This window comes from Pseudomonas sp. TMW 2.1634 (assembly GCF_001703595.1).
Lineage (GTDB): Bacteria > Pseudomonadota > Gammaproteobacteria > Pseudomonadales > Pseudomonadaceae > Aquipseudomonas > Aquipseudomonas fragi.
In genome coordinates this window covers 3,135,777-3,148,486 of record NZ_CP016849.1, presented here as the reverse complement: position 1 = coordinate 3,148,486, position 12,710 = coordinate 3,135,777, and the positions used below count along the sequence as shown (strand labels likewise).

At 63.1% G+C, this 12,710-nt stretch carries 12 protein-coding genes; 9 read left to right on the top strand and 3 right to left on the bottom strand.

Features of this window, described 5'->3' with window-relative positions; translation table 11 throughout:
- The first annotated feature begins 19 nt into the window (after positions 1-19).
- The 9 genes from BFC21_RS15020 to BFC21_RS14980 all read left to right on the top strand — a co-directional run bounded on the left by BFC21_RS15020 (position 20) and on the right by BFC21_RS14980 (position 8,762).
- Entirely contained in the window at positions 20-1,114 is a 1,095-nt protein-coding gene (locus BFC21_RS15020) for an ABC transporter substrate-binding protein (RefSeq protein ID WP_120266308.1), read from the top strand.
- Between the two features lie 179 nt (positions 1,115-1,293).
- A complete protein-coding gene (locus BFC21_RS15015) occupies positions 1,294-2,196 on the top strand; it encodes an ABC transporter permease (protein WP_120266307.1) in 903 nt (300 codons plus the stop codon).
- The gene (locus BFC21_RS15010; protein WP_088378226.1) at positions 2,193-2,981 is read left to right on the top strand and encodes an ABC transporter permease; all 789 of its coding nucleotides are present in this window, start codon (positions 2,193-2,195) and stop codon (positions 2,979-2,981) included. Before BFC21_RS15015 ends, BFC21_RS15010 begins: the two co-directional genes overlap by 4 nt.
- A 26-nt stretch (positions 2,982-3,007) precedes the next feature.
- Complete coding sequence (locus BFC21_RS15005) at positions 3,008-3,772, top strand: ABC transporter ATP-binding protein (protein WP_016783500.1); 765 nt, start codon at positions 3,008-3,010, stop codon at positions 3,770-3,772.
- A gap of 31 nt (positions 3,773-3,803) precedes the next feature.
- Positions 3,804-5,135, top strand: a complete 1,332-nt coding sequence (locus BFC21_RS15000) for an LLM class flavin-dependent oxidoreductase (RefSeq protein WP_088378225.1) — start codon at positions 3,804-3,806, stop codon at positions 5,133-5,135.
- A 136-nt stretch (positions 5,136-5,271) separates the two neighbouring features.
- Positions 5,272-6,306: an ABC transporter substrate-binding protein gene (locus tag BFC21_RS14995; protein WP_088378224.1), complete on the top strand. Its 1,035-nt coding sequence runs from the start codon at positions 5,272-5,274 to the stop codon at positions 6,304-6,306.
- Positions 6,306-7,172, top strand: a complete 867-nt coding sequence (locus BFC21_RS14990; RefSeq protein WP_120266306.1) for an ABC transporter ATP-binding protein — start codon at positions 6,306-6,308, stop codon at positions 7,170-7,172. The genes BFC21_RS14995 and BFC21_RS14990 overlap by 1 nt, the downstream gene beginning before the upstream one ends.
- A gap of 2 nt (positions 7,173-7,174) precedes the next feature.
- Complete coding sequence (locus BFC21_RS14985; protein WP_086798866.1) at positions 7,175-7,954, top strand: ABC transporter permease; 780 nt, start codon at positions 7,175-7,177, stop codon at positions 7,952-7,954.
- Positions 7,955-7,970: 16 nt separating this feature from the next.
- A complete protein-coding gene (locus BFC21_RS14980) occupies positions 7,971-8,762 on the top strand; it encodes a transporter substrate-binding domain-containing protein (protein WP_256557587.1) in 792 nt (263 codons plus the stop codon).
- Positions 8,763-8,867: 105 nt separating this feature from the next.
- Here BFC21_RS14980 and BFC21_RS14975 read toward each other — a convergent pair whose 3' ends face one another.
- From BFC21_RS14975 to BFC21_RS14965, 3 genes are read right to left on the bottom strand one after another with little or no spacing between them, the layout of a single operon-like run.
- A complete protein-coding gene (locus tag BFC21_RS14975; protein ID WP_120266305.1) occupies positions 8,868-10,094 on the bottom strand; it encodes an acyl-CoA dehydrogenase family protein in 1,227 nt (408 codons plus the stop codon).
- A gap of 25 nt (positions 10,095-10,119) precedes the next feature.
- Positions 10,120-11,826, bottom strand: a complete 1,707-nt coding sequence (locus BFC21_RS14970; protein WP_120266304.1) for an ABC transporter ATP-binding protein — start codon at positions 11,824-11,826, stop codon at positions 10,120-10,122.
- The gene (locus BFC21_RS14965; RefSeq protein WP_088378220.1) at positions 11,823-12,701 is read right to left on the bottom strand and encodes an ABC transporter permease; all 879 of its coding nucleotides are present in this window, start codon (positions 12,699-12,701) and stop codon (positions 11,823-11,825) included. Before BFC21_RS14965 ends, BFC21_RS14970 begins: the two co-directional genes overlap by 4 nt.
- Positions 12,702-12,710: the final 9 nt, after the last annotated feature.

Below are 12,710 nucleotides of genomic sequence, written 5' to 3'. Positions count from 1 at the left end.
CTTCAAGGAAGACCTGCCCATGGCCACATTCAAAGTAAATGCCCTGTTGCGCAAGACCCGCATTGCCGCCGTGCTGGCGGCGGTCATGGCTGTTCCGCTGGCCGAAGCCGATGTGTTGCGCGTCGGGGTGGCGAGCGCCGGTGGTGGTGATCCGGTCACGTTCAGTGGCTCGCCGCTGGGCATCGTGCGCAACCAGCAATTGCTGGAGAAAGCATTCGCCGGCACCGGCACCGAGGTGCAGTGGTTCTTCTTCAAGGGCGCTGGCCCTGCGGTCAACGAAGCCTTGTCCAACCAGCAACTGGACTTCGCCTACCAGGGCGATCTGCCGGCGGTGGTCGGGCGCTCCAACGGCCTGGACACCAGGCTGCTGGCGGCCCTGGGGGTGCGGGCCAACCTCTATCTGGCGGTGCCCAAGGGCTCTGACATCAAGACCATCGAAGACCTTAAAGGCAAGAAGGTCGCGGTGTTTCGCGGTACCAACGGCCACTTGGTGTCGATCAACCTGCTGGCCGCGCACGGTATGAGCGAGCGCGATATCAAGGTGATCAACCTCGATGCCGGCAGCACCCAGGCAGCCCTGGTATCCAATGGCGTGGATGCAGCGTTCGGCGGTCGCGAGTTGTTCAAACTGCGGGACAAAGGCCTGATCGATATCGTTTACGACAACCCCGAGCAGGATGTGCGTTACACCCGTCAGACCGCCCTGGTGGTGCGTGGTGCCTATGAGAAAGAGCACCCGGCCAATGTGCAAAAAGTCGTCGATACGTTGGTGGACGCGGCGAAGTGGACGTCCGAAGACAGCCATCGTGATGACGTTTTCGCCGAGTGGGCCAAGAGCAATGACCCGGTGGAGTCACTGCGCGCCGACTTTACCGGGGTGAGTTTGCGGGACAGGAATTCGCCGCTGATCGACACCTTTCTGCTGAGCCGCTACCAGGCGGTGGCGGAGCAGGCCAAGGACGAAAAACTGATCCGCCGCCCGGTGAGCATCGAGGGCTGGTTTGAGCCGAGCTACCTGCAAACCGCCCTCAAGGCCAAAGGCCTGGAGAACTTCTGGACGGCCTATGGCGCGGATGGCAAGCAGCCAACTGGCAACACGGTAGCGGGCAAGTAACTGCATACCCCTATGGGAGTTACCCCTGTGGGAGTTACCCCTGTGGGAGCGGGCTTGCTCGCGATTGAATCGACGCGGTGATCCAGACCAACCGTGTCGTCTGCATCGCGAGCAAGCCCGCTCCCACAAGGGGGCCCACAGGGACTCCGTTTTTTGTAGCAAGCAAGGGAGCCAGGCATATGGCCAGGGCACAGACCGTCACACCGCAGCAGTACGCACCGGCGTTACCCAAGGACAACGTCAAGCGTTTGCCGCCCGCACCGACGCGCCCGGTACGCAAGGTCGAAGTGCCACACACCTCGGCCTGGCCCACGACCCTGAGTGACCGGGCCTTGCCCTGGCTGTTGCCGCTGACCCTGCTGGGCCTATGGTACCTGGGGGTGGAGCAGGGCTGGCTGTCAGAGCAGGTCTTGCCGCCGCCAGGCTATGTCTACGACACCCTGTCGGATCTCTTTGCTTCTGGCGACCTGTGGATAAATGCCGCCGCCAGCCTGCAGCGGGTAGTGGTCGGCTTTGCCCTGGGGGGCGCGATGGGTGTGGCGCTAGGGCTGGCGATGGGACTGTCGAAAACCGTCGAGGATTATCTGCTGCCCACCTTCAACGCCATTGTGCAAATCCCGGTATTGGGCTGGTTGCCGTTTGCCTTGCTGTTGTTCGGTATTGGCGAGCCGCTCAAGTATGTGTTGATTGCCAAGGCTGCATTGGTGCCGATCACGCTGTGCACCCTGCAGGCTTTCAAACAGGCGCCCCAGGGCTTGCTGGAAGCCGGGCGGGCTTACGGTTTCAGTCGTTGGCAGAGTGTGATTTTCATCGTCCTGCCTGCGGCCATTCCGACGCTGTTTACCGGGTTGCGCCTGGGCTTCACCAAGGCCTGGCTGTCGCTGGTGGTGGTTGAGCTGGTGGCATCGAGCGAAGGGTTGGGCTACCTGATTGTTTATGGTCGGCAACTGTTCCAGCTGGATCTGGTGATGGCCGCCGTGGTGGTGGTCGGGGCGATCGGCCTGTTGATCGACCGTGGCTTTGATTACGCCGAGCGCCGCCTTAATCGTGGCCGCGCACCGGTAGCGGGGCGCCTGTCATGAGCAGCGCACTGGCTATCAGTCATGGCAGCAGCCGTCGCTATCGCGGCTGGGTGTTGCCGATCAGTGCCGTCGCCCTGTGGTGGCTGGCTTCGCATATGGGCTGGAGCCAGTCGGGCCTGCTGGTTTCACCGGAAAAAGTGGCGGCCACGGCCTGGGACCAGATCGCTTCGGGCAAGTTTTGGCGGGCCATCAGCGCCAGCCTGACGCGCAACCTGAGCGGCTTTTTTATCGGCACCACCCTGGGCCTGGTGCTCGGTTGCCTACTGGGTCTGTCGCACACCTTCGAGCGTTTGGTAGGCCCGAGCTTCAACACCTTCAAGCAAATTTCGCTGTTCGCCTGGATCCCGCTGATCTCGGTGTGGTTCGGCCTGGGTGATGTGGCCAAGGTGGTGTTTCTGTCGCTGGCGGCGCTGGTGCCGGTGGTGGTGAATACCTGCGACGGCCTGCGCAATGTGCCGCCCAACCTGCTGGAAGTGGCGCGTGTGTACCGCTTCAGCCGCTGGCAAACCATCCTCGGGGTCATGCTGCCTGCCGCTTTGCCGTCGATCTTTACCGGCCTGTACCTGGCGCTGGTGTACTCGTGGCTGGCCACCATCGGTGCCGAATACCTGCTGGTGTCGGGGGAGGGCATCGGCAACACGCTGATCGATGGCAGTGAGCATTTCATGATGGACCTGGTGCTGTTCGGCATGGTGGTCATCGGCCTGGTGGGCTGGAGCCTCAATGCCCTGGCGCGGATTTTTGAGCGACGCATGCAGCGCCTGTACGGCATTGACCCGCGTTGATCGGCACTTATTAAAAGGATTGCAGCATGCTCAATAACAGCCTGACCCTGGAAAACATCAGCAAGCGCTTTGCATCCCGCCCGGGCAGCACCAGCCAGTTGCAAGTGCTGGACAATATCCAGCTGGATATCGCTCCCGGCGAATTTATCAGCATCGTCGGCGCCAGCGGCTGCGGCAAGTCCACCCTGCTGCGCCTGATTCTGGGCCTGGACGAGGAGTACGAGGGGCGCATCCTGCTCAATGGCCAGCCCATCGACGGCACGGGGCTGGAGCGCGGCATCGTGTTTCAGGACCATCGCCTGTTCCCCTGGCTCAACGTTGAACAGAACGTTGCCGTGGCACTGAAAAACTCGCCCCTGAGCACCAAGGAAAAGCGCGACACCGTGCGCGAGCATATCGAGCTGGTGGGCCTGCAGGACTTTACCGACGCCTACCCGCACCAGATTTCCGGGGGCATGGCCCAGCGAGTGGCGATTGCCCGCGGGCTGGTCAATCGCCCCAGCGTGCTGCTGCTCGACGAACCCCTGGGCGCTCTCGATGCGTTGACCCGTGCGCGCTTGCAGGGCGAGCTGCAAAACATCTGGGCCAAGGAAAAAATCACCATGATCCTCGTGACTCACGATGTGGACGAGGCGGTGTTCCTCGGTGATCGCGTGGTGGTCATGCAGCCCAACCCCGGACGTATCCGGCGCATTCTCGACATCGACCTGCCACGCCCGCGCAACCGCAGCGACAGCCGCTTTATCGCCCTGCGCGACGACGTGCTGAGCGACTTCGCCGAACTGCATTGAACCCCCGCTCCCTGAATTCAGAGAACAGAACATGTCCGAACGTCAGCTCAGCCTCAACCTGTTTATCTACCCCAACGGCCATCACGAAGCCGCCTGGCGCCACCCGCAGTCAGTGCCGGAGTCGTCTATGGATATCGGCTATTACCAGCAGTTGGCGCTGCGTGCCGAGCGCGAAAAGCTCGATGCGATTTTCTTTGCCGACTCGCCGTCCCTTGCTGAAAGCGGCCGGGAGGGTTTGCGGATCCGCTTCGAACCGGTGACCTGGCTGGCGGCCATTGCGGCAGTGACCCAGCGCATCGGCCTGATCGCCACGGCCAGTACCACCTACAGCGAACCCTACAACCTGGCGCGTTCGTTCAGTGCGCTGGATCACCTGAGCAAGGGCCGTGCGGGCTGGAACATTGTCACCACGTCAATGGCTGCCGCCGCGGCCAATTTTGGTCTTGATGAACACCCTTCGGCCCATGACCGCTACGCCCAGGCCGAAGAGTTCGTGCAAGTGGTCGGTGACCTCTGGGACAGCTGGGAAGACGACGCGCTGGTGCTGGATAAAACCGCCGGGGTATTTGCCGACAGTGACAAAGTGCATTCGATCAACCATGTGGGGGCCTACTACAAGGTCAAGGGGCCGTTGAACTCGCCGCGTTCGCCTCAGGGGCGGCCGGTGCAGGTGCAGGCCGGTTCTTCCGAGGATGGCCGGGACTTTGCCGCCCGGCATGCCGAGGCGATCTTTACCGCGCACCAGACCCTGCACAGCGCCACCGAGTTTGCCAACGACATCCGTGCCCGGGCCAGGGCTGTGGGCCGTGACCCGCGCCAGCTGAAAATCCTTCCGGGCATCAGCCCCTATATCGCCAGCACCGAAGCTGAAGCCCAGCGCAAGTTCGATGAACTCAACGATCTGGTTTTGCCCCATGTGTCCCTGGGGCAGTTGCGGCGCATGTTGGGTGTGGACTTGTCGGGGCAGGATCTGGACGCGCCGTTCCCCCGCCACTTGATCAACTTCGAGGGTGTTGAAAGCCAGTCCAGCCGCTTCAAGCTGATTATCGATATTGTCGACCGCGAAAACGTCACCTTGCGCCAGCTGATCAACCGTCTGGCGGGGGCGCGCGGGCATTGGGTGCCGGTGGGCACCCCGGTGCAGATTGCCGACCTGATCGAACAGTGGTTCCGCAGCGGCGCGGCGGATGGCTTCAACGTGATGCCGCCGGCATTCCCCGATGGCTTTGAAGTGTTCCTCGATGAAGTGCTGCCGATCTTGCGCCAGCGCGGGTTGTTCCGCAGTGAATACGCGGGCAGCACCTTGCGCGAACACTACGGCCTGACTCGCCCTGAATCGCGCTACACCCTGAAAACCGCCTGAACCCGGGCAACTCAACCCTTGTGGGAGCGGGCTTGCCCGCGATGCAGGCGCTGCGGTCTGCCTGTCGAATCACGGTGATGCCATCGCGAGCAAGCCCGCTCCCACAAGAGCAGCACTCAACCCACAAGGAGCGGGCATGAACCCGATCAACAACAGAAGAGCATTCCTGCGTAACTGCGCGGTGCTGGGCGCGGTCGGTGCTGCAGGTATTCTGCTGCCCGGCTGCGAAAAAAAGGACTCGGGTGCGAGTAAAAGCGCTGCCGTGATCAAGGGCCGCGCTGATCAGATCGTGGACTTCAAATACCCCGACAACCCGTCATTCGACCTGGTCTACGTTGCCGATTCCCTTGGCTATTTCGAAGGCACCCGCGCACGGCCCAAGTACATCGGCCGTATCGCCGCGCCGCAAGTGATCCCGTTGACCGGCACCGGCGAAATCGACTTCGGTGCGCGCATGGTGCCCCTGGTGATTTCAGCCATCGCCAGCGGCCTGGACCTCAAGGTGGTGGCCGCTGGCGGCAAGACCCTGCAGGAAGCCCCGCACATGAAGTACTTCGTGCGCGACGACTCGGGCATCGTCAAGCCCAAGGACCTGGAAGGCAAGACCGTGGGCTTTAACAGCTTTGGCGCCTGTGCTGAATTCGTCACCAAAAAATACCTGCGCGAGCAGGGCGTCAATGTCGACAAGATCAACTGGGTGGTGGTGCCGGACAATCAGGGCGAACAAACCCTGGCCACCGGCAATATCGACGTTGCGATCATTCATCCGCCATCGTCCGGCGGTGCCGAACACAACCCGGCATTGCGCAAGTTGTGGAGTGACTACGATCTGGATGGCGGGTTGGGCGGCATGGCGCCGTACAGTGTGTATGGCAAGTTCAGCCGCGAGAATCCGGAGGCTACCCGCGATGTGGTCAACGCCATCGCGCGTGCGGCCAACTGGGTCAATGCCAACCCCGACGACGCGCGCAAGATCACCTCCGAGCGCATCGGCATGAAGCTTGAGCTGGTGGAGCGCTTTGCCTATATCGACGATCTGGTGGTGACCGAGCCGCCGATTCAGTACTACATCGACATCCTCGAAAACGAAGGCAAGATCAAAAAGGGTTCGATAGCCGTCAAGGACGTCTACACCAACGAATTCAACCCGTTCGCCCGGGGGCATGCCTGATGGCGGAACACAAGATCGTCGCCCGTGACCTGAGCATGGAATTCCAGGCACTCGATGAAACCGGGCATGCAGAGCGGGTGCCGGTACTGGAGGGGTTCGACCTGCAGGTTCGCGAAGGTGAATTCCTGTCCATTCTCGGGCCGTCGGGCTGTGGCAAATCCACCTTTATGAACATCCTCGCCGGGCTTGCCCACAAAACCGGTGGCGACCTGCTGGTGGACGGTAAACCCCTGCAAGGCATCAACCGCAATCAGGGCGTGGTGTTCCAGGGCTATGCCTTGTTGCCCTGGCGCACGGTGCTCGACAACATCGCCGTTGGCCTGGAAATCCGCGGCGTGGGCAAGGCACAGCGGCTGGAAACCGCCCGTGAATACCTGGAGCTGGTGGGGCTCAACGGTTTTGCCTCGCGCTACCCCCACGAGTTGTCGGGTGGCATGCGCCAGCGCGTGGCGATTGCCCGCTCGCTGGCCTACAACCCGGATGTGCTGTTGATGGACGAACCTTTCGCCGCTCTTGACGCGCAAACCCGCGAGACCCTGCAAAGCGAATTGCTGCGCATCTGGGGCACGCACAAAAAAACCATCGTGTTCATCACCCACAGCCTGGACGAGGCAATCTTCCTGTCGGACCGGGTGGCGGTGATGACCCAGCGCCCGGGGCGAATCAAGGAGATTTTCGACATCGACCTGCCGCGTCCACGCCAGCCGGAACTGCGTAACACCCAGGCCTTTGTGCACTACCGCCAGCGCGCCTGGGAAGCGTTGCGTGACGAGGTCGCAGACATCGCCCGTGAGCCGGCAGTGCCGGTGCCGCAGCAGAACTGGCAGAGCATCGCGACCCTGGGCGGTTATCGGATTGGAGTGTAAGCATGGGCTTTAAATTGACTTCACGGCGGGTGATCGACAGCTCGGTGGGCATCGTCCTGTTCCTCGCCCTGTGGGAGGCCTTGCCGCAATTGGGCGTGGTCAATCCCGGCTACTTGAGCCCGCCTTCAGCGGTGCTGGGGGCGGTGCTGGACCTGGCCAGCAGTGGTGACTTGCTTAAGCACTTGCAGGCCAGCCTGCTGCGCTCCTTTGCCGGGCTGCTGCTGGCGATTGCTTGCGGGGTGAGCCTGGGGCTGGTGATGGGCTGGTTTGCGCGGGTTGAAAGTGTGCTCGATCCGTTGCTGCAGTTTTTTCGCCAGACCTCGGCGTTGGCATTGTTCCCGGTGTTTATCCTGTTTTTGGGCATTGGTGAACTGTCGAAAATCGCGATCATTTTCTGGGCGTCGTTCTGGCCGATCCTGTTGAGCACCATCAGCGGCGTGAAGCAGGTCGACGGGCTGCTGATCAACTCGGCGCTGTCGATGGGCGCGAACCGCTGGTTTCTGTTTACCAAAATCGTACTGCCGGCGGCGTCGCCGTCGATCTTTACCGGGATTCGTCTGGCGGGTGCGTATTGCATCACGGCACTGGTGGCCGCCGAGATGATTGGTGCTCATTCCGGGTTGGGTTTTTTGACGCTCAATTCCCAGGAGGTGTTCCAGATCCCCAGCATGTACGCAGGCATTTTGCTGCTGGCGGTGGTGGGTTTGCTGCTCAACTTTTTGCTGGCCTTGCTGGAGCGGCGCTTTACCTACTGGCGCCGGGGCTTGCGCCACGGTGGTTAGGTGGCTGGCGGCAGGGGTGATTGGCGCAGTGGCGCTGGTCGCCTGGCAATGGCCTGCGGCACCGGGCGATATGCCCCGGGGGCCGCTGTTGCAGGCGGCCGAACAGCGCCAGGTGTTGCGTGTGGGCGTACGCAGTTACCCACGCCCGAGCCTGGGGCAAGAGGCGCTGGTGGCCGAGCCGGATGAGCTGGACAGTCAATTGGCTGAGGCCCTGGGGGCCTACCTTGGCCTCAAGGTGCAGTTGCAGGCTTTGCCTCAAAATGCCCCGTTGAGTGACGACCGGGTCGACCTGGTCATCGCCGGCAGTCTGCAACTGCCGGTTGAGGCCGACCGGGTGGCGAGCCTGCGGGATTTGCCGGTGCAGTACCGTGAGGGTGCGTTGCTTGGTTTGCGCAATGCGCCCGTGCGACCTGTGCGTGGGCAAAGTGTATGCGTGGCGGTGGGTAGCCCGTGGGCGCAAACCTTGCAGCAACAGGGTGCCGAGCTGCGCACTTATGTGTCGTCGATTCGTGCGGCGGTGGCGTTTATGGCGGGCGAGTGCAACCTGCTGGCTGAAGAACGCAACAGCTTGCAGGCGCTGGCGCAGGCGCCGGACTGGCGCTTCTATGCGCTGTTGCCGCAGACGTTGAAGGCCAGCAGCGACCTGCGGGTTTACCTGCCGGCAGTCGACAAGCAGAGCCGCGCGCTGATCAATGCGGCACTGCGCGACTGGCAGGCCCGTGGCGGCCAGACCCGTGCGTGGGAGCTGCGCAGCAATGCGTTGCTGGTGGACAGTCTGAAGATCGGCGACGGGCTGGTGTGTCATTGAACGACACCACGCCACGGTGGGAGCGGGCTGCTCGCGATACAAGCGGTGAGGTCTGCCAGGCAAACCGCGTCGATGCCATCGCGAGCAAGCCCGCTCCCACAGGTTTTACTCCGCCACGCCAATGCGCCATTGCGCCGGTGGCGGTGTGCCGTTGACTGCAAAATCCCCCACGATGCGGCTCTTGTAGATGCGCGGGTTGTGCGACGACAGCGTGCGCGCATTACGCCAAAAACGGTCCAGCCCCAGGGGCTTAAGGGTCGCCGATGCACTCAGGGCATCGAACAGGTCGCCACTGGCCTTGATGATCAAGTCCGAGACGATGGTTTGCGACTGCGCCACCTCCAGTTCGGCAATATTCACAGCGTGGCTCAAGGCGTGTTCGTCATCGCTCAAATGGGCTTGATGGGCCCGCTCCAGCGCCTGGAAGTTCTGCGCCGCAATGGCGCCGGCGGCATAGGCTGCGCTGCGCAGGTTGCCCACCACTTGCAGCACTTGCGGGTCGTGGGCCACGCGCGGTGCATTGCCGCTGCTGAAGCTGCGGGTACGCCTGGCCACATGCCCGGCGGTTTCTTCGGCCAGCGCGCGGCCAATCCCGGTTAGGGTCGCCGTGTGCACAGACTGGAAAAACGCCGGTGAATAGCGAAAACGGTTTTCAGCCAGGATCACATTGAGCGGGTCCACCGGCACTTCGCGAAAATGCGCAGTGCCGCTGGCGGTCAATGTCTGCCCGAAGCCATTCCAGTCGTCGATGATTTCCACCCCCGGATCATTGGTGCGTACCGTCACCGACACGCGCTGTTCATCCGGGTTATTGGCGCTGACATCGACCCAGTCGGCATACAGCGCACCGGTGGTGTAGAACTTGCTGCCGCTCAATTGCCAGTGGCCGCCGTGCAGGCTCAGGCGGGTGCCGAACTCAAGCTGTTTGGCATTGCCCACTTCGCCGGACGCCGGGCTGACGGTTTCGCCACGGCCCAGGCGCTCCAGCCACACGCCCTGATATTCAGGGTCGCGACTGTTGAGCAGGTTTTCACCAAAACCGAAGTGCCCGCGCAACGATTGCACCAGGTTGGAGTCGGCCTCGGCCAGTTCGATCAGCAGGTTGAACAGTTCCGGCAGGCTGGCACCGGCACCGCCGTATTCCTTGGGCACACGCAGGGTGGTGAAGCCGGCCTCCTTGAGCCATTGCAACTCCTGGAGCGGCAAGCGCCGTTCCAGTTCGCGTTCCACGGCCCCTTCACGAATCTGCGCGAAGATCGGCCGAAAGCGGGCTGCCAATGCTTCGTATCGCGCCGACGGGACGGCGCCCCAGGCTGAGTCTATTTGCGACATGTCATGCTCCTTGGAGTTGAGCGCTTTACCAGCCAACGGCAAAGCGCAGGCCGGATACAGGTTGAACGACCGGGGCTGGCGCAGCGGCGCCGGGTATCGCCGCCAGCAGGCGACGGGTGTAGGGGTGACGGGGTGAATGCCAGAGGGTGTGCGGGGTGGCTTGCTCGACGATCTGGCCTTGTTCCATGACCAGGATCCGGTCGGCGAAATAGCGCACCACTGACAGGTCGTGGGAGATAAACAGATAGGACAGGCCCAGCTCTTCACGCAGCTCTACCAGCAGGTTGAGGATTTGCGCCTGGGTCGAGACATCCAGCGCCGACACCGGTTCGTCGCAGATCACCAGCCGGGGCTTGAGGATCAGTGCCCGGGCAATGCCGATACGCTGGCGCTGACCACCGGAAAACTGATGGGGCAAGCGCGCCAGGCTGCTGCGCGCCAGCCCCACGGCATCCAGCATCGCCAGGCGGGCCTGCTGGCGCTGGTGCGCATCGGTCTGCCCGTGCAGGCGTTGCACGCGATCGAGAATGGTCTCGACACTGTGGCGCGGGTTGAGCGCGGCGTAGGGGTCTTGAAAGATCATTTGCACCTGACGCCGCCAGGCCAGCAAGTCCTGGCCCGCCAGTGTCGAGATATCACGCCCGGCAAATTCGATACTGCCGCTGCGGGCGGGCAGCAGGCGCAGCAGGGTGCGGCTGAGAGTCGACTTGCCGCAGCCCGATTCGCCAACCAGCCCTACACTCTCGCGTTCCCCCACTTCAAGGTTGATGCGGTTGAGCACGGTGTTGTCGCCGTAGCCCGTGGTCAGGTCGCTGACCTTGAGCAACGCCGGGTTGCCGGCGGGTGCCCGAGGCTTGCGCCCCGGTCCATAGTGGCTGCTGTTGACGCTGTAACGCGTGGCCTGCCCGGGCTGGCGCTCGACGTTGATTTCGGCCAGGCGATTGCTCAGGTAGTGCTGGTCATGTTCGGCCCCCAGTGACGCCTGCAACAGGCCGCGACTGTAAGAGTGTTGCGGGTGTTCTATCAGGGCGCGGGTCGGCTGGCTTTCCAGTGCGTGGCCGTCGTGCATCACGATAACCCGGTCGGCATGCTGGCCAACCACCCCGAGGTCATGGGTGATCAACAGCAGGCCCATGCCCAGCTCGCCGCGCAAGCGCGCCAACAGTTCGAGGATTTGTGCCTGGACGCTGACATCCAGCGCCGTGGTCGGCTCGTCGGCGATCAGCAGGCGCGGCTGGCAGGCAATCGCCATGGCGATCACCACCCGCTGGCGCTGGCCGCCGGACAAGTGCTGCGGGTACTCGTGCAGGTGCGCAGCGGGGCGCGGCAGCTGTACCAGGGCAAACAGTTCTTCGGCACGCTTCCAGGCCTGACGGCGGGTGAGGTCGGTATGCGCGAGCAGGTTTTCGGCGACTTGCTCGCCCAGGGTCAGCACCGGGTTGAGGCTCGACAGCGGGTCCTGGAAAATCATCCCCAGCGCATTGCCCTGCAGTTGGCGCATTTGCCGAGGCGCCATGCTAAGCAGGTCACGGCCCTCGAACAGTACCTGCCCGGCCAGCCGGGCGTTGTCCGGCAGCAGGCCCATCAACGCCAGGGCCGTGGTGGATTTACCGCAGCCGGATTCACCCACCAGCGCCAGTGTCTCGCCGGCTTGCAGGGTGAAACTCAGGTCTTTGACGGCATCGGCATTGTCGTAGCTCACGCGCAAACCGCGTACGTCCAGCAGGCTCATGGGATATACCGTCGCAGGCGAGGGTTGAGGGCGTCGTTGAGACCGTCGCCCAGAAGGTTGAGGGCCAGCACCACGAAGATGATGGCCAGCCCCGGCAGGGCGGTGAGGTACCAGCCGCTGGCGATCTGCTCGCGGCCACTGCCGAGCATGGCGCCCCAACTGGCCTGGTTCGGGTCGCTCATGCCGAGAAAGGCCAGCCCGGCTTCGACCAGGATCGCCTGGGCAATCAGGATCGAGGTGGTGACCACCAGTGGCGCGAGGGCATTGGGCAGGATTTCGCGCAGGATGATCGAGCTGTTGCCAAAGCCCAGGCTGCGCGCGGCAGTCACAAAGTCGGCTTCACGCAGGGTGCGGAATTCGGCCCGCACCAGCCGTGCCACCGTGGGCCATGAGGCGATACCGATTGCCAGCGCGATGACCCCCAGCGTCGGGTTGCCGATGGCGACGATGACGATGACCAGCAAAAACGACGGCACGGTCTGGAACACTTCGCAGATGCGCATCAGCACATCCCCCAACTTGCCGCCGTGGTAGCCGGCCAGGGCGCCGACCACGGTGCCGATCAACACGCTGATCAGGGTGGCGCTGGCGGCAATCAGTAAAGACCCGCGGGCGCCGTGGGCGATCCCGGCCGCCACGTCGCGGCCCAGTGAGTCGCTGCCCAGCAGGTAGCCCGGATCGTCGCCGGGCCACAGCATCGGCATGGCAACCATGTCCAGCGGGTCACCGGGGTAAAGCGTGCCGGCCAGCAGTGCCAGGGTCAGCACCAGGGCCAGCATGGACGCGCCAATCAAGGCCGAGGGGTTGCGCAACAGGGCCGTCCAGACGCTTTCGCTGTAGCCGGTCGGGACGTTTGGCAGTACGGCAGTGGTCATGGGACAGCT